Origin of the sequence: Acidisoma sp. L85 (genome assembly GCF_009765865.1) — a bacterium.
GTDB lineage: Bacteria > Pseudomonadota > Alphaproteobacteria > Acetobacterales > Acetobacteraceae > Acidisoma.
The window spans coordinates 48,856-70,974 of record NZ_LMUQ01000027.1; the positions used below are offsets into that span (position 1 = coordinate 48,856).

Sequence of the window (22,119 nt, forward strand, 5' to 3'; positions counted from 1 at the left end):
TAAGAAGTCCCCGGTTGCGTCACTTCTCGGGGCAGTCAACTGGATTCTATACCTTGTTGGTTATCGGGCGCATCTCTCTGCCAGAGCGCTGCGCAGACCTACGTTTTGCCGGTGATCCGTTGATGGCCGACGCCGCGGACGTAGTTTTCATACCAGAACGCATCGCAGTGGGTGACAAGCAAAAGATGACCGATATCGTGGCAGGTATCAATCTTCAGATTCTGGCAGCACGGCGATATAAATGAGACCATTGGCAGTGGCCAATTTCCAAAGCCTCAACTACCTGAGATCGGCGCAATTATCGCGGAGTGATTAGGCTTCGACGGCCATGCTTCGCCGGCGATCTGCATCGTGTGCGGGCCGAAGGTGCCGTCCGGTCCGCACTGGCCTGGCAAAACCTCACGCTCTTTTTCAACGCCCTGCTGTCGCCCGAAGCCTCTTCCCGCGCCGCCGACCGCCGGCGGATCCGCAATCATGACAACCGAAGGCCTCTCCGACGCATAGGCGCCAGTCACGATACGCGACAATAGCCTCCCTGCCAGAGGTTGAGTTCCAGCCGCTGGTCAACACGAGGAAGCCTTCTTACCGCGTATCGACGACGCTCAGCCGAACTAAGGCCGTAACAGCCAATTCGCCGATCTTCTCCTTAAACGCAGGATTTTATCCACCGCTCTTTGCCCTACGACTCTTACTTCCAGGCGATTGCAGCGCTTGCCGCCCCGGTGAGAGGGAAACTTTGTGTCGATCGGAAGCCCGCTGAGCAGCACCAGTCATCGAACTGGGCGAACGTGTAATCGTAACCGTCCGGTGTTTCAATGAGCATGTTGAGCGACATCAGCAGGCCGCCGGAATTCGCGCGCCGCGCATCGTCGATGACATTCTCGATTGCAATCAACGCCCCCCCAAACGGCAAGGCCCCATATGCATTTTCAATAAGTAGCGTTTTTGTTGAGGTACCCCAATCGTGCAGAATGTTGCCCATTGTTATTACCTCCGCGTGAGGCAGGCCGTCGGCGAGAAAGTTGCCGCTCACGGCCGTAATCCTGTCACTCAATCCCGCATCCAGAATTTTCTGGCGCGCAAGCTCGGTTACCGCCGGAAGATCGTAAGAGATGCATTGTAGAGAAGGGTGACGCTTCGCGAGGGCAATTGACAACGCCCCGCTCGCGCCGCCAACGTCGCAGATCTTGGTGAATCGGTCGAACTCGAATGTCTCTGCTAGCACCGCGAAATTGCCACGTTGGACACCTGCCATGGCGTCCAGGAACTCGGCGAGCCGCCGTGGATCATCATAGAGCGCCGCAAAAGCATCGTGGCCATTGCTCTGTTTTATTTCGCTTTGCGGCAAGCCCGTGCGCAAGGCTTCAGTCAAATTTCCCCAAAAATGGTAGAGCCGATTATTTGCCATTTTCAGTATGCCGCCGATATAGCCGGCACTTGCAGGAACCAGAAACGCCGCCGTGTCGGCGGTGTTTCCGTAACGGGCGCTGGTGCCATCGCCTTCCCGGGATAACAGGCCAAGTGCCACGAGACTATCAAAGAAATCAGCCGCACCACGCTCGTGCAGCCCAAGACGATCACGTAATTGGGATAAGCAAATTGGGCCGCCGGCAACCGTCTCGAAGACGCCGAGTTCGACTGCGCTCAACAACACCTTGGATGCAAAAAATCCCATTCCGATTTGGAGAATTTTGGAAGGGTCTGGCTTTGACTGATCCATTCGGACTCTCCATTTTGATAGCGGAACCGTGTTCCAGGGACCAGAAATAGTCAAGCTGTGGATCGTCAGGGCCTACAGGCCAGAGGAGCAGGTCTGAGCGTCGATACCCCTTCGCTGGGTTAGATGGCGATCGGTAAAACCGACCGCCATAACTGACACGCCGCCGCCTTCGATAGGGAGCGGCAAACTCTCCGTTGGCGGCATGGTTCCGGTAAAAAGTGCCGCCCGTTCCCACCGCTGTCCGCGGCGTCGCCCTCATCGGTGTCTCCCCCGCCTGTCCCACAATAGTGTCTGGATATGTCCCGGGATTCGCCCACCGCATCCGTCATCGAGCACCCGGTCGCGGTGACGAGTGGCTCCTCGATGAGATCGTTGTCGCCGGCGCGAAGCATTGGCTCTGGCGTGCGGCCGACCCAGCCCCATCGGCGCGCCGCTGCTGGCGTGCTAAGGGTGGGCGATGGAAACTAAGCAGCCTGTGCCGCGGGCAATCCTCGTCGGCATCCAACTCGACGGCATTGACGACGTCGCGCACGAGGCGAGCCTCAACGAGCTCGGCCGGCTGGTCGAGACCCTCGGTTACGAGGTCGCAGGGTCGGTGTCGCAGAAACGCGACGGCGTTGGCGGGCTCACGGTGCTGGGCAAGGGAAAGCTCGCCGAGCTGGCCGCGATCACCGGTGGGACCGGGGTCGTGGGAGGATGGACGGCTCCCCAGAAATCGAAGGCACGCGAGCGCTTCGAGAATGCCGAGGCCACGACGCCTAGTGCTCCCGAACCGAAACCGGACGGTGCGCGTAGGCCGGAATTCGTCATTGTCGATCACGAGATATCACCCAGTCAGGCGCGCAATCTCGAAAACGCCACCGGTGCGCAGGTCCTCGACAGGACGGGCGTTATCGTGGAAATCTTCCATCGCCATGCCCGCAGCCGAGAAGCCAAGCTGCAGGTAGAGATGGCACGCCTGAAATACGTGGCACCTCGACTGCGGGAGTCCGCGTCGCGCAGCGAACGCCAACGCGGGGTAGGCGCGGGTGAAAGCGACCTCGAGCTGGATCGCCGCAACATTCGCGATCGCCTGGCGGAGTTGAAAGAGGAGCTGGAACACGTGCAGCGCGATAGCGAGCAGCGTCGGACTGCACGCCGCGACCAGCTGCGCGTCGCCCTCGTGGGATACACGAATGCCGGAAAATCCTCGCTCATGCGCGCCCTGACCGGCAGCGAGGTGCTCGTTGCGGACCAGCTCTTCGCTACGCTCGACACGACGGTGCGGGCGCTCAAGCCGGAAGCGAAACCACGCGTGCTCGTCTCCGATACGGTAGGTTTCATCAAGCATCTGCCGCATGACCTCGTCGCATCATTCAAATCTACGCTCGACGAGGCGCTGGAGGCGTCGTTGCTGCTGTTCGTCGTTGATGCGTCCGATCCGACCTACGAGGCGCAGCTCGAGGTGAGCCGCGCCGTGCTGCGGGAAATCGGCGCAGATGTCGTACCCTCCCGCCTCCTCCTCAACAAGATCGACCGGGTGGACGAAGCGGCGCGTGCGGCGTTGATCGCCAGGCATCCGGATGCGATCCTGACTTCAGCGAAGTCGCCGGAAGACGTGGCCGCATTGCGCGAGACCATCATCGCGTTCTTCGAGGCCTCCATGGTGGAGGAGGAGCTTGCGCTGCCCTACGCCAAACAAGGGCTCCTCGGCGATGTCTACGAGGGCGCCCGGGTGCTCTCCGAGGACTATGACGTCACTGGCCGGATTTTGAAGGTGCGCGGCTTGCCAGGTGCAATTGCGCGCTTGCAACGAGCTATTGCTGGAGGATGATCCCCGTCGTAGAAACACGTTGGCCGCCGCCTTCAGTGGCAAACTGCTCTCGGAAATTCCTGACAGCCAAACAGCCTATTTGATGACCGGGATGTATCTGACGGCCCCGGCGCGACTACGCTCCAGCGGACGGATTTATCGCAGCAGCCCGGGGCATCCGCTCCGCAGCACCTCGACGAAAAGCACTTGTGTCAAGCATGAGAGCGCAACACCTTGGCCCGGACGCTCAATGCAACGTGCGGCACGACGGCTCCAAGTTAAACTGGAAACTCGCCCGCCACCCAACTGTCTTCGTGCGTATCCGCGTCTAGGCGATAAGGTAGCATAACCCCGGACAAGATCGTCTTCGTCATCGTGCGCGAACACCGTTCACTGTGCTTGAGGTCTATTTGCTTTGCCCAAGGCCAAGACCGCTATGATCAGAGCGCCAGTGATAACGTTCTTGAGTCCCGGATCAACCTGGAACACGTTCAGCATGGTGAGGAGCAGGAATAAGAATATCGAGGCGCTCCACGTGCCCACGACACTGGCTTGTCCGCCTGCCACATTGGTGCCGCCGATCACAACCACCGCGATAGAGCTCAGGAGAAACTCGCTGCCCATATTGAGCGATGGCCCGCCTGTAAACCCTGCGAATAGAATGCCGGCGAGAGCGGCAAAGGTCGAGCAGGCCACATAGGCAAATACACGGGTTCGCCGGACGTTCACTCCGGCAAGCCAGGCTGCGGTCATGTTCTGCCCACAGGCGAAAATATGTCTGCCGAAAAGCGAACGCTTCAATACTGCGATGACAGCGGCGGAGGCAACGATAGCAGCTATCACGACCAACGGAATCCCGGCAAGGCGCTGGGTGGTAAAGCTCACCAACAATGGCGCAGGCTTCGCGACCGAAACCCGCGAATAGGCGAAGCAAAACGACTCGATCACGAGCCCAGAAGCGAGGGTGGCCACCATCGGCGGTATCCGAAGCGCCAAAATCAGCAAAGCATTTGCAAGGCCGATGATCACACCGCTTAGAAGACCTATCGCAAATCCCGCCGCCATGCCGGCATTTGCACCTTGCATCTGTCCCGAGGACAGATAGGCGGCCAGCGTGATATTTGCGGGAATCGAGAGGTCGATATTGCCGGCACCGCTGGCCATGACCAGCATCTGCCCCACGCCGACCAGTGCGAAAAACACGGAGTAGTTCAGCGCCCCCGAAATCACCGCGCCTCCGCCTACGCCATGCGAATGTGCGACGATGACCAGCCAAACCAAAACCGCCCCGGCCGTCGCATAGAAGGAGGGTTGTGCGACTAGTCGCCGAATGGCGAGCGGCATCACGTCACTACTCTCCGCCAGGAGATCGCGCGTAACCCCAGGATGCAGACGAGGATGCCGCCCTGCACGCTGTACTGCCACGCAGGAGCCACCGATGCGAAACTCAAGAGGGAGCCAGACAGCTGCATAACCAATGCCCCCATCACGGTTCCAACAGGCGATACGATCCCGCCTACAAATTCCCCGCCACCGATGATGACTGCGCCCACGGAGAGGAGCGTGAGGCCTCGTCCCACATTCGCGTCACCTGTCGTCGTGATTCCTGCCAGGAAGACGCCTGCAATGACGCCGCAAATGCCCGCCAATGCATAGAGGCTCATGCGCGCGCGCAATGTGGAGCGACCTGCTCTTTCGAGAGCGGCGGGGCTGCTTCCAACGCCGCGCAAGATCACGCCGAAAGATGTCTGGTATAGAATTAGATGCCCGAGGAGCATGGCGACGAGCGCCACAAGCACCGGAGCCGGAACCCACGGCGGGCGCAGTCGCATGGCATCGGACAGCCATAGAGGCACATCACCCCCAGGCAGCGGCAGCACCATTAGTCCCAGCCCCAACCAGACGAACGACGCTCCCAGGGTCACTACGATCGAAGGTAGACGCAGCCAGTGGATCAAGGCTCCCATTAGGCCGTAGCCCGCGACACAGGCTAGCAGCGCCGCTGCAGCCAATCCTGGACTCGCGATCCCCGCCACAATGACGTTGACGAGGGCGACGAAGGATCCGATGCTGAGATCAATGTCGCTGGCAGTCATGATGAACATTTGCGCGAGCGCGGTGAAGATGAGAACCGGGGACAGATTCAGCAGTAGCCGAACACCATTGTAGCGCGCGATATTCGGACGCATCCAGAATACGGCTACGAGGACAAGCACCAGGGCAATCACGGACAGAGTCGAGCGTTTGGACATCAAGACCGCCAGAGCCGATCCGGCGTTTTCAGCGTATCGTCGCGAGGTATTAGCCACGACCCGCCTCACGCCTCATGGAAGGAAGCCTGGAGAAGGCGTTCCTCGCTTAGTTCAGATCTCACCAAGGAATCCACCACTTTTCCCTCGTGAAACACGTATACCCGATCGCAGAGGAACAGCTCATCGGTCTCGGTCGTGTACCAGACGAAGCACCGTCCTGAACGCGAAGCCGAATCGATTTGGCTATATAATTCGCGCTTCGTGTCGAAATCCACGCCGCGGGTCGGATCGTCGAACAAAATGATCTCGGCATCTGTCGCAAAGGCCCGAGCCACGAGCGCTTTCTGTCGATTGCCCCCGCTTAGAGACAAAATCGACTGAAGCACAGATTTGCTGCGAATATTTATCTTCTCACGCCATGCCTCGGCAAGGCGCTGTTCTTTGACCGGATTGATGAAACTGCCTCGGGACAGACTTCGGACGCTTGCTATCGTGATATTGGATGCGATCGACCACAGCGGAAATATACCCTCTCGCTGCCTGTCGCCGCTCACATAGGCGGCTGAACCCGTAACCCTGCATCCCTTGTCACGGCCACTGCGAGACGCCGCATAAATCCGGTGGAGAACCTCCTTCTGCCCATGACCGGCCAGGCCGGCCAGACCGACGGTCTCCCCCGCCTCGATCCGCAATTCTGATGGCCCTCCAGTGTTGCCAACCACATCCACGCGCCGCATTCCTGCGAACGACGATGCCTCGGGCGTGACCATCGCTCGTTCGACGGATCCCATCAAAGTGAAAAGACGTTCCCGGGAGAGGCCCGCTCCCGACACGTCGGCAACCACGCCAGCGTCCTTCATGACAACCACACGCTGCGCGAAATTCAAGACCTCGGTGAGTTTATGGGTGATCAAGATGCAGGCTTTTCCATCCAGCACGGTCCGTTGCAAGAATCTGAGCAACTGTTGCGCCGCCGACGAATCCAGCGAGGAGGTTGGCTCGTCGAGGATCACGACTTTCGCAAGATTGTTGCTCTCGGTGAATGCCCTGGCGATTTCCACCATTTGCCGCTGACCAATCGGTAGGTTTCCAACCGGCGTTTGGACGTCTATTCCGTGACCCGGGAATATTTCATGCAATCTCGTTAGGATGAGTGACTTCGCGCGCCTCTTCCAACCTGTGCCTTCCAGACTCGGATGAACAATGAGCGCATTCTCGACGGCGCTGAGATTGGGGCAGAGGGACAGCTCCTGAAACACGCAGCGTATTCCGAGCCTGTGTGCCAGGGCAGGGCCATAGCGCTCGTCCATGGCTTGGCTCTCAAGTATGATGTCGCCGCGATCCGGTGATGTCACCCCAAAGAGAATATTCATGAGGGTGCTTTTGCCAGCGCCATTGTGTCCGACCAGCCCGAGCAGCTCTCCGCCTCGCACCTCCAGATCGACTTGTTTAAGTGCCTGAACCGGCCCGAAAGACTTGCTGATCCCACGCAACGCCAGAAGGGCGCCCTCGTCGGCGGCCCTTCCGTCAGTGCGCTGGATGGCCACGGTACAGGCTACTGCGGCAATTTGGGTTGCGGCAGATCCTTTGGTTTTACCCCGGCCAGATTGTCGTCTATGAGTTCCACGGTGTCTTTCAGCGTGTATTGAGGACTTGCCGCGGTGCCAACCGGTGTGGCGGCAAGCCAGCTATCGAGGGTATTTTCCCTGATCGCCAAAAGTGGCACGTAGAAAGTGTTTGGAACTTTTTTGCCGGCTAGGATTTGTTGAGCCGTCCAAAAAGCGATGGTCGACATGCCGGGCGCGGAGGAGATCGAAAAGGTTTTGTAGCCATCCTTGTCCCTCATCTCCTTCCAGACCGCCAACTCGTCCTGCCTGTTTCCCATGATGATCGTTGGTATCTTCCGGCCAGCCGCCTTGAATGCCTGAAGCGAGCCGTAGCCATCTCCGCCCTGGGTCAGAACACCGTCGATCTGCGGCAGTGTCGGCAACACCGTGGCAACCTGCCTTTGAGCAATTGTCCCGTCCCAATTCCCATAGACAGTCCCGACTTTATGCATATTGGGATACTGCTTGAGCGTCTCGTTGATGCCAGCAGAGATATCTATATCGACCTCTGAACCAGCGACACCACGAATTTCGAGGAAGTTGCCTTTTTCACCCAGCGCTTGTGCCATGTAGTGCGTTTCCTGCACGCCATAGTCTTTGTAGTCGACGTTGACCTTGATGGCACAAGGCTCGGTCGCAAGAGAGTCGTAGATAACGACGACGATTCCTGCGTCGCATGCTTCTTTGATGGTGCCGTTGAGCGCCGTCGGCGATGCGGCATCGACGACTATGGCGTCATACCCCTCAAGTATCAGGTTTTGCATTTGTGTGATTTGCTGAGCAGGATCGTCGTTTCCCGTTATAATCTTCTGCTCGCCGATCACCCCGTCCTTTACAGCCCGGCTGGCGACCGCTTTCCACGCGTTCCAAGCCGATTGCTCCCAGCTGTTGGAACTAAAACCGTCTGTCAGCGCTATGCGCTTTTTCGACGTGTCGCCCGTGGCGACCCCAGCCGCTGCGAACGCGATACTGGTACTACAGAGTCCTACCAGCAACGCGACACCGCTAGCTTGAAGCATGCTCCTCATCGGTCGCTCCCACGTTTCATGTGTAACGTTCCAAGCCATTTGCGGCAGTAACGATGGTCAGCTCAGCCTCCCACTGATCATCGCCGTGATGCGTACGACCGTCTTTTGTCATGCACGAGGATAACCTCCGCAAGCGACGGGATCAGCGTCGTTGGATTCGCATGCCGAGCGGTAACTTCATCCTATGATGGGATGATTAGTCAAGAGCATTCTGGCAGCGGGTCCGATCCATTTCGCGGCCGCCGCAGATTCAACCTGTAGCTGCAGAAGAGCTCGAATTGTTAGATCTTTCACTGATCGAGTGGGATCGTTCGTCACTGGAGATCTCAAGGCTTTCGGGCTCTTCTAGCCAAGGTATGCATGCACCACGCATTCGATGAGCATGCCTGGAACCAAGAGTTCCTTTACCACGACGGTGGATCGGCTCGGGAATGGCTCCGTGAAGAACTCCCTGTAGACCTCGTTGAAGGCGAGGAAATCGGACGCATTGATGATGAAGACGATAACCTGCGTCACATCGGCAATAGTTCCCCCCGCCGCTTCCACCGATTGTTTCACATTGGCGAGCGTGCGGCGGGCCTGGGCCTGCATATCGCCCAGAAGAACTTCCGCCGTTTGAGGATCCTTGGGGATGTGCGTCGAAAGAAGGTAGGGTCCGGCCTGCACGGTTCCGTTGAGCGGCGCGTTTGGCGTGCGGGCAAGCCCGGTTTCAATAACGCGAAACATGATCGACTTCCCTCTCCCGGCAAAGTGTGCCAAACGAAATCACGCTATCATTGACGCCGCCGCGATTTGTCATGAGACTTCCCGATCGTCTATTACCTTTCCTTATAGGCGTCGCTAGGAGCGACATGGCAACCAAGCTCACCTACCGACATATCGAAGTCATTCGGGCGGTGATGCTGACCGGATCGGTTACCGGTGCAGCCGCCAGCTTGCACGTGACCCAGCCGGCAATCAGTCATCTACTACGCGAGATCGATGGACTTCTTGCCTTCTCGCTGTTCGATCGCCAAGCGGGCCGTCTCGTGCCGACCGGACGTGCCAGATTGATCTTCGACGAGATCGAGCGGTCCTTTATCGGACTCGACATCATCAACGACGTATGTGCCCGGCTCCGCGTATCCGAACAGCGCAATGTGACGATTGCCCTGGTCCCCGTGGCAGCCGCGGCCATCATGCCGCCGGTCATCGCCGAATATCGGCGCAGCATTGGAAGTGACTTCTTCCTTATCGACTCAGCCGCAAATGAGCAGGTGATTGGGCAGATCGTCGCGAGAAAGGCAGATTTTGGCGTTGCTCTGGAAACGACGGCGGTTCCTGGCGTTCAGTCGCATCTTCTGTTCGAATTCGAGGCGCGCTGCCTCCTGGCACATGACCACCCGCTGGCCGGCCGCTCGGTAGTCCATGGTGGCGACCTGGCAGGCATGGACATGATCCATGTGCCCCGTGCCGACCGCCTGGCGGATCCGGTCGTCGAGCTTCTCGGCCATGGGGACGCGGCGCCTATCCAGGTCGTCGAATGCGCGGGGGCAACGGGAGCCTGCGCGATGGTTGAGGCCGGCATTGGCTTTGCCATCCTTGACCCGGTCGCGGCTTTCCCCTTCCGCAACTCCCGTATTTGGTTCGCGCGCTTCGAGCCGCGCGTCACCTTCCGGTTCTGTGCCTATTGGCTGGAGGGACGGGAAGCGCGCTTCGACCGGGCGGCGCTGACCCGCTTGATGACCGAACGATGCCGCAACCTCGACCGCCTTTGTCTGAGCGCCGCACCCGGCGAGCCTTCCTCAGGCATTGGGCGCACGCCCGTCATTGGGGTCGCAGTGGGGAAAACGCCTCGGCCGCGACCGGCGGTGTCCGCTTTGCCAGGAGATCGGCGATGACGCGTGCCGAACCGCAGGCGAGCGTCCATCCTAGAGTGCCATGGCCCGAGTTGATGAGCAGATTTTCCGGCCCCGCCTGACCAAGCAGGGGCCTCCCGTCCGGCGTCATTGGCCGCAATCCCGTCCAATGCACTGCTTCTCGATCGGCTGGGAAGCTGGGAAACATCTCTACCAGCGCTGAGATGAGCATGCCGCCGCGCGCCGTATTCAGCCTGCGGTCGAAACCGGCGAATTCCGCCGTGCCGGCCATGCGCAGCCGGTCTCCAAGACGCGAGAAGCCCATCTTGCGTTTCTCATCGACGAGCGACGCAGTTGGAGCGCCATTCCATCCCGCCACCGAGACGGTCGCGGAATAGCCTTTGACCGGATAGATCGGCAGCCGCAGCCCTAGGGAGCGCGCTATCCGCATGCTGTCGCTGCCGAGGCACATCACATAGTAGTCTCCGCGAATCTCCGATCCCGAGACGTTGATCGCGGTGATGCGGTTGCCCTCCGCGCGCAGACGGCCAATCTCGGCGCCGTAGAGGAAACGCACCCCAGACTGTTCCGCGATCGCGGCCAAAGCCTGGGTAAACTTCAGGCAGTCGCCGGTTTCGTCGTCCGGCGAATAGATGCCGCCGGCGATTTCCTGCTCGATCGGCTGCAGCGAAGCCTCCGTCGCGACAACGGCTTCGCGATCGAGCGCGACCTTCCGCATGCCGAGCGCGTTGCTCGCGGCGAGGCCGGCGGCGGCACGGTCCAGACTCTCCTGGCTGCGATGAACGACGAGGATGCCACGCTGTAGGGCGTCGTATTCGATGGCATGGTCACCAGTGACCGCCTTGAGTTCGGCCAGGCTCAGCAAGGCGAGGCTGGTGATGGCGCGGGCGTTTTCACGCCATCGCTCAGCCGTACAGTTGCGGAGAAACTGCGGCCCCCAGCGCCAGAGACCAGGTATGGCTCTCAGGCGAAGCAGCAAGGGGGCATCCTCGCGCCCCAGCCATTTCCAAAGGTCGCCCGGAACATTGGGCGTGCTCCATGGTCCCGCCCCGTTTCCGGCGAGCTGGCTGCCGTTCGCGAAGCTGGTCTCCAGACCGGGCCCTGGCTGCCGGTCGATGACCGTTACCCGGTGGCCCTCCCGCGCCAGGTAATAGGCGGTGGTGACGCCGATAACGCCGGCCCCGAGGACCACGACGTCCTGCGATGTGCTGTTCATCTCATATCCCCGTCAGCGGCCACGCCGCAGGCGTCGCTCCAGGTAGCGGACACCGGCGGACAAGGGTGCTGCCATGACAAAGTAGATTGCGCCCGAGAGCAGATAGATCTGCATGGGCATGAAGTATTCGCTCGACAAATCGCGCGCTCGCAGCGTGAGTTCCGAAGCTCCGATCAGAGAGGCGACTGAGGTATCCTTGAGCAAACCGATCGCGTAGTTGCCGATTGGTGGCAAAACGATTCGCGCTGCCTGGGGAAGGATGATGTAACGCATGGTCTGGCCGCTGGTCATGCCGATGGTCTGCGCTGCCTCGCGCTGCCCACGATCCACGGCGCTGATCCCGGCCCGGTAGATCTCGGAGACATAGGCGCCGCCGTTCATGCCGAGGCCGATGACGGCAGCGAGAAACGCCGGAAGCACTATGCCAAGCGACGGCAGGCCGAAATAGATGAGAAACAGGAGTGCGAGCGCGGGCGCCCCACGAATGACCTCGACATAGGTCAGTGCCGCGCCTGCGAGAATGCGGCGCCCGGAGAGGCGCGCGAGCGCCAGCACTAGCCCGAGGCAGATCGCGAAGACGAACGCAAAGACCGCCATGCGCAGCGTGTTGCCGGCGGCGGCGATCATCTCCGGCAACCAGGTCGCGACATATTGCGGCAGAGTGGTGGGCATCACGCGCGCACCCCTCGGCTGCTGCGTCTCTCCAGCCTGCGCACGAGATGCGACAATGGCAGGCTCATCGCGATGTAGAGCAGCGCCATCAAAAGATAGATCTGCGTGCTGAGATAAGTCTGGTTGATGAGGTTGGTGGCCGCGAACGTGATTTCAGGCGCCGCGATAGCTACGGCGATCGAACTGTCCTTCAGCAGGCCAACACCGTAATTGCCGATGGGCGGCAGCGAGATGCGGATCGCCTGTGGCAAAATCACCCAGATCATCGCCTGCCGCTTGGTCATACCGATAGCGCTGCCCGCCTCCGCCTGTCCGCGCGGCACGGACTCGATGCCTGAGCGGTAGATCTCGGCCAGGTAGGCGGCGCCATTCAAGCCGAAGCCGACGATCGCTGCAGGTAAGGGTGAGATGCGGAATCCGATCTGGCCAAGGCCGAAGTAGATCACGAAGAGCTGCGTCAGAACGGGCACGCAACGGAACACTTCGACATAAGCGGCGGCAATTACCGCAACGCCACGCGAGGATGATCGGCGCAGGAGCGCGATGGCGAGCCCAAGAACCAGTGCCACCAGCAACCCGCCGAGCGTGATCTCGATCGTCGTCACGGCGGCGCGGAGCAGGATCAGGAGACACTCGGGCAGAATCGCGAAGAAGTGCCGCCAGGCGGTCATTGGAACGGCTTCTTCTGCAGGACAGCGCTCAGGAAACTCTGCGTTCGCGCGTGTTGTGGCCGGCGAAAGAGCTCGTGAGGTCCGTTGACTTCGACGATGCGGCCTTTGTCCATGAAGACCACGCGGTCGGAGATCTCCTCAGCGAAGCCCATCTCATGCGTGACGATGAGCATCGTCATGCCTTCGATGGCAAGTTGCCGCATGACGTTGAGCACCTCGCCGACGAGTTCAGGATCGAGCGCGGATGTTGCCTCATCGAACAGCATGAGGCGCGGACGCATGGCCAAGGCGCGGGCGATGGCGACGCGTTGCCGCTGACCGCCGGAAAGCTGTTCGGGGTAGACGTTCCGCTTCTCGGCCAGTCCAACTTTGGCGAGAAGTTCCAGACCTAATGCCTCAGCCTCACCCCGCGACTGCCGCAGAACCTTGACCGGGCCAATGCTAACATTCTGCAGCGCGGTCAGATGCGGAAAGAGATTGAAGGTCTGGAACACCATCCCGATGGTCGAACGCATGCGCGCAAGTTCCGCGTCCCGCAGCGGCAGGTAGCGTCCGTTTACCTGCCGTTCGCCGAAGAGTTTACCCTCGACATACACATGGCCCGCCGTCGGCTGCTCCAGATGGTTGACGCACCGGAGCAGCGTCGTTTTGCCCGAACCGCTAGGTCCGATCAGGCAGACCTTCTCCCCGCGCGCCACATCGAGGTCGATATCCTCAAGAACGCGCAAGGGTCCGAAGGCCTTGCAGACGCCTGTCAACTGCACGAGCGGAGCGGTGGCGGTCGTTTGCATCGTCTCCGTCACGCGGCGCTCGTCAGGAGAAATACTGCTTGTAGTCCTTCATCGTATGGGCGAAGGGGCCGATGATCCCGCCGTCTGCCGTGCGGTCGACGCCGATGCGGGGATCGGGTGTGGGTGGCACAAGATAGTCAGGATTCGACATGCCGAATTTTGTCAGAAGCTCCGCATTGCCCTTGGTCGCCCAAAGCCAGCGAACACCCGTATTGACCGCATCGAACAGGTCGGTGTTCTGGGCATTCATGCCCATAACCGAATGCTGCTTATTCGAGATGATGGGGTAATTGGGATCGCTCGAGATCGGTAGCTGCTGAATGCCTGCCGCGGCACCGCTCTGAATCAGATTATCCACGAAGGGGGCATCGAGAACACCGAAATCAAGCCGCCCCGCAATAATGTCGCGCACACAGGCATCGAAGGTGTCATAGAGCTTGACCTCGGTAATGCCGGGTATCTTCTTAAGCTCCGGCACGATGGTGACGCCGGTGATGCAGCCGACGCTGTGGCCGGAAAAGTCGCTGAGCTTGACATGGCCTTTGATCGGCGTGCCGGCACGCATCGTGACGAAGGCGCCCGTGTAGTAGATCGCATCGGTACACAGCATGATTTGAGCGCGTTGCGGGGTCCAGCCCATATTGCCGAGCATGACGTCCGCACGCCCGGTCTTGACGGACTCAATGGTGGCTGACCATTCCATGAAGGCGGGCTTCGCTTTCAGCCCCAGCTTCTCCGCGATGACGCTGATCATGGAGCCGTCTGTGCCGATGAAGGCGCCGTCCTTCACACCGGTTACGGGCATGACGGGAATCGTCGCGACGGTGATGAAGCCGGGCTCAACGGTTTTGAGTGACGGCGGTGTTGCGGCAAACACCGCTGGGGGTTCCACGAGGCTCGCGAAACCGGCGAGGCCGAGGCCGGCTAATCTTTGACCAAAGGCACGGCGTGAGAGAGTTGGCTGGACAACGCTTGAGCGGCGTCTCGTCATGGTCTTCTCCTCTGATGACTTGCCTTGGCGATCGGGGTGACTTTCGTTTAGCTCGAGACTCTCTTTGTTAGCTTACGCGGCTCGTGCCGATATGAGCCCTCGCCATGACTTCGATGAGACCGCCTGGAATGAGGTTCCCAGCGACCAGCGTGGCGCGGTTCGGGTAAGGACTTTGAAAAAACCCGGCATAGACTTCGTTCATGCCCGCGAAATCTTCGCGCGAGGTTAGGTAGACCTGGATCTGGACCACGTCATCCATGATCCCGCCCGCTGCCTCGACCGTCATGCGCAGGTTTTCCAGCGTGACGCGTGTTTGGTCTCTTATGCCGCCGGGGGCGCAGGTACCGTCAGGGAGGCAAGCCCAGTGGACGGTGTAGAGTATTCCATCAGCAATGATCCCCCAATCCGATGGAACGCCGGATTCTGGCAACGTTGTAGTGACCTTGGTCTTCATCGGTCTTACCCTCTTGAGACGATGTCCACCCAAGAAGAAAGGAATACGCGCAGGAAGGCGAATGAGTTTTCATTATAGGCAATGCGCGCTGCTCATGCTGGACGTCACTGGGCGACGAAAGTCGAAGCTCTTATCGAGACGGTGTGGCTGAAGCGATTACCTCGACAGACGACGAAAGACTGCCGCATACGTCTCTAATGGCGACCAACTCGGCCGCCCCGAAGATCTTTTGCGACGACACGCCGCTGCCGGTGCTGGATAGAACCATAAAACGAACGCGCATTGCCCGGCTGTGGTTCTGTGCGATGGATGATCGCCCGTGGTGCGGCCCGGACCACCCGCGGTGGTTCATCTCTACCTCGAAGACCGCAAAGGCCGGCACGTCGAGGAACATCTGGCTGGTTCGGCTGTTCGACGTCCCTCTCCCGGCCGAGGCGGCTGGACGGCTTGACCGACACTGGGGATCCCGCGCCGCGCCGTTCGGATGGCGTGCCGAGGCGCACGCCGCTGTCAAGTGGACTTCTCCGTCCAATCTGGAGCAAAAGGCGGCTGCACGTAGCGCAGGTTCTTGGGAAGAGCGGCGATAGCTCGCCTATCATCGTCGTCGAGCTTGAAATTCAGCGCGTCGAGACTGGACTGCTGGCCGTCGAGGCGCCGAGCTTTCCGGGATTGCGATGGCGCCATCTTGGTCTAGCAGCCAGGCGATCGTGACTCGCGCTGCTGTTGCACCGTATTTGTCGCCGACCGCGCGTAACGTTTCATCTCACGGATTACCCGAATGGCGTCCCGCGAAGCACTTCATCAGCATGTTCAGAGCGGCCTTGCTGGCGCTGTAGATCTCCCAGAAACCGGGGTGATGCAGCTGGAGATGTTGTGGCAGATGGCTGCGATCTGGCTGTGCGCCTTGGTGACCCCGCATCAGGCACATTCGTCGCGCGTAAGCTCGTCGAGACACGGATCATTGCCGTCGCCTCCCCAAGCTACATTGCGGCCAACGGCAAACCGGAACATCCGATCGAGCTGAGCATTCACGTGCATCGCTTTCTATGATCCAGCGGCCGGTCGACCCATTTGATTGGGAATTCTGAAAGGGCGCCGAGGTCCTACCCGTGAAGACCTCTTCGCGCCTCCTCGTTTCAGACGTCGGCGCAATGCTAGGGGCCTGTCAGGCCGGCGCGGGAATAGCGCAAATCATGCGACTCGGCTCTCACCACCTCGTGGATAGCGGGGCTCTTGCGCGCCTTCATCGAATTTTGCATTGCCGTGATCGCGTGGAGGCGGCGGACAGAGATATTCGATGAGTGGCGCTGAGCCTGCGCGCGGTCCCGGCCCTGGGCAGGCGTGCGGCGATTTTCTTGTTCACATTCCAGCGCTCATTCTTTGTCAGGTCGGCGGCAATAAGTGCCGCCGCAAGCTACGCGTTCTTATGCCCCGCTGATTGCCTCCTCCTCGCGCATGATTTCATGCTGACGATCACGGATCGCGGAATCAGTCGTCGGCGGCCCGGGGAAACGCCGCTTTTCGAAGCCGAACCAACCAACCAACAGTAGAACGAGAATGCCGATAAAGTAGCTGATCAGGATGGCGGTTGGAGGCTGTAGTCCGACCCAGACGATGAAGACGCCACCGAGAACTGCGATCACACCCAAAGGCTTTGACAAGATACCCAGCCGGAAAGGTCCGTAGGTCCGGTTCCTCGCGAACATCGCAGCAAGAATGGCCATTCCATAGCAGAGCTGGTAAAACAGCGCTGTGCCTGCCGCGAGGGCCGCGAAGGCTGAGGAATACAGCGTCACCAGGAGGCAGACGATGGCGCAGGTCCAAATCGCCGGCGCCGGCGTACGGAAGCGGTGTGATACGCGCCGTAGGGCCACTGGCAGGCCTCGGTCGCGAGAAAAGGCGAAGGTGGCCCGCGAGAACCCGGTCAAGCCGACCGCGCCGCAGATATAGGCTGCCAGGACCATAGCCACGGAGATGAAGTCTTTCACGAGTGGCGGAGCGGCAGACTGATCGAACAGGGTTGAAAAGGCATTCCCGCCCTCTTTGGCGATGGCGCCGGGATCCCTCATGGCCAAGGCCAGGACGACGAGCATCGCGAAGCCCAGGCCAGCCGAGAGCAGAGCCGAGTTGATCATCGCCTTCGGCACGGATCGTGCCGCGTCGATGGTTTCTTCAGAGGTATGAGCCGAAGCATCGTAAGCGGTGATGATCCACATCGGCAGTAGAAGCGCGTAGCCGAAGACGAGAATGCCATTGCCTGTTTTGGGCACTATGCCGCCACCTGCCTCGCCCGTGTAATTTGTATAGTCAAACAGATGCGCGATATTCGCGGGGTGGATGCTGAACAGCATGACCCCGATCAGAAGTGCAGCCCCGGCGAGCGTGACATAGGCGCCGAACTCGCCGATCCGCGCCAGCATGCGGACTCCCATATGATTGAGAGCCGCTTGGCTGGCGAGAATGATCGCAACGCCCGCAACCTGATGCCAGTAGCCCCAGCTCGAAGTGTCGATATGGAACACCCAGCCGAGCGCCATCTGATTAAACAGGAGATAGACGGCGACATCGGAACCTGCGACGGCGAATGTATAGGCAAGGAGATTGATCCAGGCCGTTCCCCAGCCCCAGCCACGGCCACCGAGCACAGATGACCAATGATAAAGTCCGCCCGCCGTGGGAATAGCGGAGCTGATCTCCCCCAAAGATGCTGCGGTGGCGACGGCGATTACACAGCCCACGAGCCAAACGCCGGTAATTCCCAGCATTCCCGCCGACGAGAAGCCCTGCTGGATGTTGATGCAAACCGCCCAGAACAGGCCGATAATCATGAAGGAAAGCGCGAAGTTCCCAAATCCGGACATCCGGCGACTCAGCTCCTGCGCATAACCGAACTTGTGCAGGGTCTCGGTGTCTCGCCTGACGATGTCGTCCGTCCTTTGATCAGCCATGGTTGCTCTCCGAATTCGGTGCCTGCACTGAATTAAGGCAAACACCGTGCCGAAAGCGGAAATGCCTGAAGAATGGGCCAAACTCGATATAAAATGTCTTCTAAAGGGATCGGCCGCCCCATAAGCGCGATTTTTGTCTCATCCCTGCTCTATTCGATTCTCAAAGTTGATAATTACCTGAGACGACGTCAGCCCTCGATGATCATTTCGACGCCAAGCTGTCGAACCGTCGTGGGCTGAAGGGCTTCAGCGAAATCGAGGGGGTGCGTTCCCCCAGGAGTTCGGCCACGAGCAGACCGGTCCGCGCGCAGGCCGCCAGGCCGACGTGACCATGGCCGAAGGCATAGGCGATCTGCGGGCAGCGCCGAGACAGTCCGATCACCGGTAGCGAATCTGGCATGCTCGGACGCCGGCCCATCCAGCGAGAGAGCCGGTCTTCGGAATAGCGGGATTGCAAGGCGGGGAAGAGGCGTTGCCCAAGCGTCAGTAACTTGTCGGCCCTCCGCCAATCCGGTGCTGCGTCCAACCCGGCGAATTCGACGGTTCCGGCAAGCCGCAACCCGGTCTCCATGGGCGTCGCGACGAACTTCCCCTCGGCGTCCATGACCGGTAGCCGCGGCATCGCTTCCGGCTCTCGCACAATCACATGATAGCCGCGCTCGGTATCGAGCGGCAGAACATCACCGAGTTGGCCAGCGAGCGGTTTGGAATAGGCCCCCGCTGCAATAACGGCCGCATCGGCGGCGATAGTGCCGTGATTTGACAGAACGCCGCGCAAAGTCGTGCCTTCGAACTCAAAAGCCGTGGCCCGCGCACGAGTGATGGTGCCTCCGTCACGCTGAAACGCATCCGCCCAGCTGTTGATCAGCCGGTTCGGGTTAGTGGTGTGGCCATTGCCCGGAAAGTAGAGGCCGATTCTACAGTCTTTGGACAAACTGGGTTCAAGTTGCCAGACCTCGTCCTGCCCGAGGGTATCGAATACGATTCCGTTGTCACGACGCAGCCGCCAGCCGTAGGCATCCCCTTCAAACGCCTCCCGCGAGCGATAGACAACGAGGTGTCCCTGCCGCCGAATAAGATCCTGCGCACCGGCCCATTGTGCGAGTTCTGAAGTCAGGGCGACTGAATCGTGCAGCAGGTCCCGCAATGCCGCCGCCTGCTCGCCCACCCTGGCGCTGGTTCCAGCGCGCAGAAACCGAATGAGCCAGGGGGTAATCTGCGGCAGGTAGCGCCAGCGGATCGCCAATGGTCCCAGCGGGTCCAGCAGCCATCCGGGGACCTTAGATATATTGCCGGGCAGCGACATCGGCACAACGGAAGACAGATTGAGGCAGCCGGCGTTGCCGAAGGAGGATCCTTGTGCGATGGGATCCGGGTCGATGATGGTTACCTCGTGCCCGTCACGCAATAGCCAACTGGCGCTCGATACCCCCAGAGCGCCTCCACCGATCACGGCCACCTTCATCTTAAGCCTCCTCAGCCTTTACCATCGGAGAAATCAGCCGCAAGAGCCATGCCAGCCCGGCGAGCCTCCCACGGGCGCGCGCTGTCTCATAACCGACCGGAACGCCTCTCAGGGCTGAGACAGCGAGAGTCCGAGGAACGACATGCGACTAATTTAACCTATTGATATCATGAGGTAGTCGTTCGGCTAGCCGACTGGCATGGCTCTTGCGGGATCGAGGTCGTGTCTGTGATGGATGGGGATGACCGTGAAACTCGCTTTATTCATGATGCCGATGCACAACATGCACCGCAGCTACCCAGTAACGCTCGAGGAAGATATCGAGGCGTTCAAGTTCGCCGATGAGCTGGGCTTCGATGAGGGCTGGTGCGGTGAGCACTATTCTTCGGACATCGAGCAGATCTCGTCTCCGCTGATTTTCCTTGCCCATATCGCCAACCTAACACGGACCATGAAGCTCGGAACTGGCGTTGTTTCCCTGCCGATTTACCATCCTGCACAGCTCGCGGCTCATATAGCCTTGCTCGATCACCTCACCAAAGGACGCCTCATCCTTGGTATCGGGACCGGAGGTCTCGGTTCCGATTTCGAGCTTTTCGGCCTGGAGGGTGCCGACCGTCAGGCGATGATGCTGGACTCTATCAGCCTTATGCAGCGGATCTGGGCATCCGATCCGCCCTATGACCTGCCCGGCAAGTTCTGGAACATCGGTTTGAGCAAGACAGTGTGGCCCGATCTTGGGGTGGGAGTCCTGCCCAAGACTTTGCAGCGGCCGCATCCGCCACTCGCAGTTTCAGTGAGCAGCCCAAATTCGAATTCGATCCGGGTTGCCGCGCGTAACAATCTGATGCCGATCTCGGCCAATTTCGTTGCGTCCTGGGTGGTGAAGACCCATTGGGAAACTTACACCGACGAGATGGCCAAGCTTGGACGCGAGCCGGATGGCCAAAACTGGCGCGTTGCGCGAAGCATCCATGTCGCCGAAACCGACGAGGAGGCCGAAGCCTTCGTCAAGCAACCCGGCGGCGCCTATGACTGGTATTACGACTACATGTTCCAGGTCTATGCTCGAATGGATGCCGCCGCTCTTCTGGCACCGATGCCCGGTATGGATGCGGCGTCCATCACCCACGTAATGGTCCGTGACAACTTTGTCATCCATGGTAGCCCGGAGACTGTAGCGCGAAAGCTGCTCACGTTCCGTAAGGAAGTTGGCCCGTTCGGCACACTTATGATGACGGCTCATGATTGGACCGCTAAAGCAAGCATGCGCAAATCCATGGAATTGCTGGCGACGAAGGTCATGCCTGTTGTCCGTGAGGAACTCAGCGGGGAGTCAACCCGTCCGCTGGAACGTCGGAGAGCTGGATGACCGGAAATGGCGAGACCCTTTTGCAGCCCGGACGTTTATGGTGGAACTGGTTCGGCGAGCAGTATTTTGTGCCGCAGTATGTTGCCAAACCCAGGACGGAAGAGGATGTCCGTCAGATCGTTCTAGCCGCTCGCCGTCTAGGAATATCGATCCGGGCAAGCGGCGCCGGTCATTCCAATCCTGCGATCGTGCCGACGCCAGGGATCCACGTCGATTTTGACGAGTTTCGCGATATCGTCAGCTTCGACCATGATACGCTGCGTGTGGTGGTTCGTCCTGGGATTCGGGTCGGCGACCTCAGCCGCGCCCTCAAGGAGCAAGGCATGTCGCTCAACAACCAGGGCGACATCGATACTCAATCCATCGCCGGAGCAATCGTCACCGCCACACATGGTGCCGGAATTACCTTGCCCTGCCTGTCGGCTCAGATGATTGCCGCGCGCATCGTAACCGCCGATGGGAACATTCTTGAGCTTTCGGCGGAAAAGGACGGAGAACTCTTCAAGGCGTTCCGGACTTCGCTCGGGATGTTCGGCCTGATCGTATCGATCACGATCCAGGCAGTTCTTTCCTACAACATCCACAAACGATCCTGGAACACTGATACTGAGGACTGCCTGGAGTCGCTCCACGAGCTTCTGCGCGACAATCGCACCTTCTGGTTCTTTTGGCTTCCGCTGAAGGAATCGGCTGATCTCTATGAACTGCCCAGCGGCGCCGTTTCTTCAAAGGCGACGCGCGAGAATGATATCTGCCATATGCGGGTATACAATGCAGCGCCGGTCGCCGACCCACCCCCGACAGTCGGCCCGGGTGAGCAGTTCGGCCATAGTTCGGCGATCTATCCGAACGTCTACCTGCCGAATTTCCGTGAGGTCGAATATGCTGTTCCCTTCGCATCCTTCGAGCAAACGTTTGACGAGCTCCGCGCTCTCTTCAAGACGAAATATCCCGAGGCGCTTTATCCAATTGAATGCAGGGCCGTGAAGGCGGATGATTCTTATCTCAGCGCTTACAGCGAGCGGGATGGTTATGCGCTGTCGGTCTCGGGACCCATGGAGGAGTCAAGCTGGGGTCTACTCCGGGACGTCGATGCCGTGTTCGAACGCCATGACGGCCGGCCGCACTGGGGCAAACATCACTTCATGTCTCCTTCTCGAATGGAAAAACTGTTTCCCCGATATGACGATTTCAAACGTCTTCGGCGAGAAATCGACCCTGATGGGGTCTTTTTGAACGACCACTTACGCGCGCTCTTCACCTAGAAGGCGTAGAAAGGTT

The 22,119-nt window shown here is 59.7% G+C and carries 21 protein-coding genes; 7 read left to right on the forward strand and 14 right to left on the reverse strand.

The annotated features are described in order from the left end of the window. The first annotated feature begins 14 nt into the window (after positions 1-14). Positions 15-245 carry a hypothetical protein gene (locus GSQ83_RS08480; protein ID WP_158802468.1) on the forward strand — a complete coding sequence of 77 codons (231 nt, stop codon included), beginning with the start codon at positions 15-17 and terminating at the stop codon, positions 243-245. 443 nt (positions 246-688) lie between these two features. On the opposite strand, the gene GSQ83_RS08485 is transcribed toward GSQ83_RS08480, so the two are convergent. Further along, positions 689-1,720, reverse strand: coding sequence for a methyltransferase (locus tag GSQ83_RS08485; RefSeq protein WP_158802469.1), 1,032 nt, complete (start codon positions 1,718-1,720; stop codon positions 689-691). Positions 1,721-2,177: 457 nt separating this feature from the next. Between GSQ83_RS08485 and hflX the strand changes: the two genes are divergently transcribed. Beyond that, positions 2,178-3,533, forward strand: coding sequence for a GTPase HflX (gene hflX / locus GSQ83_RS08490; protein WP_158802470.1), 1,356 nt, complete (start codon positions 2,178-2,180; stop codon positions 3,531-3,533). Between the two features lie 369 nt (positions 3,534-3,902). Here the strand turns inward: hflX and GSQ83_RS08500 are convergent, their stop codons facing one another. The 5 genes from GSQ83_RS08500 to GSQ83_RS08520 form a co-directional block, all read right to left on the reverse strand. Further along, complete coding sequence (locus tag GSQ83_RS08500; RefSeq protein ID WP_158802472.1) at positions 3,903-4,856, reverse strand: ABC transporter permease; 954 nt, start codon at positions 4,854-4,856, stop codon at positions 3,903-3,905. After that, positions 4,856-5,764 (reverse strand): ABC transporter permease, encoded by a 909-nt coding sequence (locus tag GSQ83_RS08505; RefSeq protein ID WP_158802473.1) that lies wholly within the window; start codon positions 5,762-5,764, stop codon positions 4,856-4,858. The genes GSQ83_RS08500 and GSQ83_RS08505 overlap by 1 nt, the downstream gene beginning before the upstream one ends. 65 nt (positions 5,765-5,829) lie before the next feature. Then, entirely contained in the window at positions 5,830-7,311 is a 1,482-nt protein-coding gene (locus GSQ83_RS08510; RefSeq protein ID WP_254065567.1) for a sugar ABC transporter ATP-binding protein, read from the reverse strand. A gap of 8 nt (positions 7,312-7,319) precedes the next feature. Then, positions 7,320-8,399 (reverse strand): ABC transporter substrate-binding protein, encoded by a 1,080-nt coding sequence (locus tag GSQ83_RS08515; RefSeq protein ID WP_216849986.1) that lies wholly within the window; start codon positions 8,397-8,399, stop codon positions 7,320-7,322. 345 nt (positions 8,400-8,744) lie between these two features. Further along, complete coding sequence (locus tag GSQ83_RS08520) at positions 8,745-9,125, reverse strand: RidA family protein (protein WP_158802474.1); 381 nt, start codon at positions 9,123-9,125, stop codon at positions 8,745-8,747. 125 nt (positions 9,126-9,250) lie between these two features. On the opposite strand from GSQ83_RS08520, the gene GSQ83_RS08525 reads away from it, so the two are divergent. After that, positions 9,251-10,279 (forward strand): LysR substrate-binding domain-containing protein, encoded by a 1,029-nt coding sequence (locus GSQ83_RS08525; protein ID WP_158802475.1) that lies wholly within the window; start codon positions 9,251-9,253, stop codon positions 10,277-10,279. On the opposite strand, the gene GSQ83_RS08530 is transcribed toward GSQ83_RS08525, so the two are convergent. The 6 genes from GSQ83_RS08530 to GSQ83_RS08555 form a co-directional block, all read right to left on the reverse strand. Then, entirely contained in the window at positions 10,206-11,474 is a 1,269-nt protein-coding gene (locus tag GSQ83_RS08530; protein WP_158802476.1) for a D-amino acid dehydrogenase, read from the reverse strand. The two genes, GSQ83_RS08525 and GSQ83_RS08530, sit on opposite strands and share 74 nt — an antisense overlap. A 12-nt stretch (positions 11,475-11,486) precedes the next feature. Beyond that, positions 11,487-12,146, reverse strand: coding sequence for an amino acid ABC transporter permease (locus GSQ83_RS08535; RefSeq protein WP_158802477.1), 660 nt, complete (start codon positions 12,144-12,146; stop codon positions 11,487-11,489). Continuing rightward, complete coding sequence (locus tag GSQ83_RS08540) at positions 12,146-12,817, reverse strand: amino acid ABC transporter permease (protein ID WP_158802478.1); 672 nt, start codon at positions 12,815-12,817, stop codon at positions 12,146-12,148. The genes GSQ83_RS08535 and GSQ83_RS08540 overlap by 1 nt, the downstream gene beginning before the upstream one ends. Further along, positions 12,814-13,608: an amino acid ABC transporter ATP-binding protein gene (locus GSQ83_RS08545; protein ID WP_158802494.1), complete on the reverse strand. Its 795-nt coding sequence runs from the start codon at positions 13,606-13,608 to the stop codon at positions 12,814-12,816. The genes GSQ83_RS08540 and GSQ83_RS08545 overlap by 4 nt, the downstream gene beginning before the upstream one ends. Positions 13,609-13,630: 22 nt before the next feature. Beyond that, a complete protein-coding gene (locus GSQ83_RS08550; protein ID WP_158802479.1) occupies positions 13,631-14,599 on the reverse strand; it encodes an ABC transporter substrate-binding protein in 969 nt (322 codons plus the stop codon). 67 nt (positions 14,600-14,666) lie between these two features. Continuing rightward, a complete protein-coding gene (locus tag GSQ83_RS08555; protein ID WP_158802480.1) occupies positions 14,667-15,053 on the reverse strand; it encodes a RidA family protein in 387 nt (128 codons plus the stop codon). A 143-nt stretch (positions 15,054-15,196) separates the two neighbouring features. Here GSQ83_RS08555 and GSQ83_RS29800 point away from each other — a divergent pair, with 143 nt between their 5' ends. Continuing rightward, positions 15,197-15,640, forward strand: coding sequence for a hypothetical protein (locus GSQ83_RS29800; RefSeq protein WP_158802481.1), 444 nt, complete (start codon positions 15,197-15,199; stop codon positions 15,638-15,640). 286 nt (positions 15,641-15,926) lie between these two features. After that, entirely contained in the window at positions 15,927-16,103 is a 177-nt protein-coding gene (locus GSQ83_RS08565) for a LysR substrate-binding domain-containing protein (protein ID WP_158802482.1), read from the forward strand. 374 nt (positions 16,104-16,477) lie between these two features. Here GSQ83_RS08565 and GSQ83_RS08570 read toward each other — a convergent pair whose 3' ends face one another. Both GSQ83_RS08570 and GSQ83_RS08575 read right to left on the reverse strand, forming a co-directional pair. Then, positions 16,478-18,001, reverse strand: coding sequence for an APC family permease (locus GSQ83_RS08570; RefSeq protein WP_158802483.1), 1,524 nt, complete (start codon positions 17,999-18,001; stop codon positions 16,478-16,480). Positions 18,002-18,203: 202 nt separating this feature from the next. Then, positions 18,204-19,466, reverse strand: coding sequence for an FAD-binding oxidoreductase (locus tag GSQ83_RS08575; protein ID WP_158802484.1), 1,263 nt, complete (start codon positions 19,464-19,466; stop codon positions 18,204-18,206). 241 nt (positions 19,467-19,707) lie between these two features. Between GSQ83_RS08575 and GSQ83_RS08580 the strand changes: the two genes are divergently transcribed. Continuing rightward, on the forward strand, positions 19,708-20,838 hold the full coding sequence (locus GSQ83_RS08580) for an LLM class flavin-dependent oxidoreductase (RefSeq protein WP_216849987.1): 1,131 nt from the start codon (positions 19,708-19,710) through the stop codon (positions 20,836-20,838). Then, positions 20,835-22,103 (forward strand): D-arabinono-1,4-lactone oxidase, encoded by a 1,269-nt coding sequence (locus tag GSQ83_RS08585; RefSeq protein WP_158802485.1) that lies wholly within the window; start codon positions 20,835-20,837, stop codon positions 22,101-22,103. Before GSQ83_RS08580 ends, GSQ83_RS08585 begins: the two co-directional genes overlap by 4 nt. The last annotated feature ends 16 nt before the right edge of the window (positions 22,104-22,119 follow it).

Coding starts and splice junctions, on each gene's coding strand:
- GSQ83_RS08485 (WP_158802469.1), bottom strand. CDS start 1,720: ATGGATCAGTCAAAGCCAGACCCTTCCAAAATTCTCCAAATCGGAATG.
- hflX (WP_158802470.1), top strand. CDS start 2,178: ATGGAAACTAAGCAGCCTGTGCCGCGGGCAATCCTCGTCGGCATCCAA.
- GSQ83_RS08500 (WP_158802472.1), bottom strand. CDS start 4,856: ATGCCGCTCGCCATTCGGCGACTAGTCGCACAACCCTCCTTCTATGCG.
- GSQ83_RS08505 (WP_158802473.1), bottom strand. CDS start 5,764: ATGTCCAAACGCTCGACTCTGTCCGTGATTGCCCTGGTGCTTGTCCTC.
- GSQ83_RS08515 (WP_216849986.1), bottom strand. CDS start 8,399: ATGAGGAGCATGCTTCAAGCTAGCGGTGTCGCGTTGCTGGTAGGACTC.
- GSQ83_RS08520 (WP_158802474.1), bottom strand. CDS start 9,125: ATGTTTCGCGTTATTGAAACCGGGCTTGCCCGCACGCCAAACGCGCCG.
- GSQ83_RS08525 (WP_158802475.1), top strand. CDS start 9,251: ATGGCAACCAAGCTCACCTACCGACATATCGAAGTCATTCGGGCGGTG.
- GSQ83_RS08530 (WP_158802476.1), bottom strand. CDS start 11,474: ATGAACAGCACATCGCAGGACGTCGTGGTCCTCGGGGCCGGCGTTATC.
- GSQ83_RS08535 (WP_158802477.1), bottom strand. CDS start 12,146: ATGCCCACCACTCTGCCGCAATATGTCGCGACCTGGTTGCCGGAGATG.
- GSQ83_RS08540 (WP_158802478.1), bottom strand. CDS start 12,817: ATGACCGCCTGGCGGCACTTCTTCGCGATTCTGCCCGAGTGTCTCCTG.
- GSQ83_RS08545 (WP_158802494.1), bottom strand. CDS start 13,608: ATGCAAACGACCGCCACCGCTCCGCTCGTGCAGTTGACAGGCGTCTGC.
- GSQ83_RS08550 (WP_158802479.1), bottom strand. CDS start 14,599: ATGACGAGACGCCGCTCAAGCGTTGTCCAGCCAACTCTCTCACGCCGT.
- GSQ83_RS08555 (WP_158802480.1), bottom strand. CDS start 15,053: ATGAAGACCAAGGTCACTACAACGTTGCCAGAATCCGGCGTTCCATCG.
- GSQ83_RS08570 (WP_158802483.1), bottom strand. CDS start 18,001: ATGGCTGATCAAAGGACGGACGACATCGTCAGGCGAGACACCGAGACC.
- GSQ83_RS08575 (WP_158802484.1), bottom strand. CDS start 19,466: ATGAAGGTGGCCGTGATCGGTGGAGGCGCTCTGGGGGTATCGAGCGCC.
- GSQ83_RS08580 (WP_216849987.1), top strand. CDS start 19,708: ATGACCGTGAAACTCGCTTTATTCATGATGCCGATGCACAACATGCAC.
- GSQ83_RS08585 (WP_158802485.1), top strand. CDS start 20,835: ATGACCGGAAATGGCGAGACCCTTTTGCAGCCCGGACGTTTATGGTGG.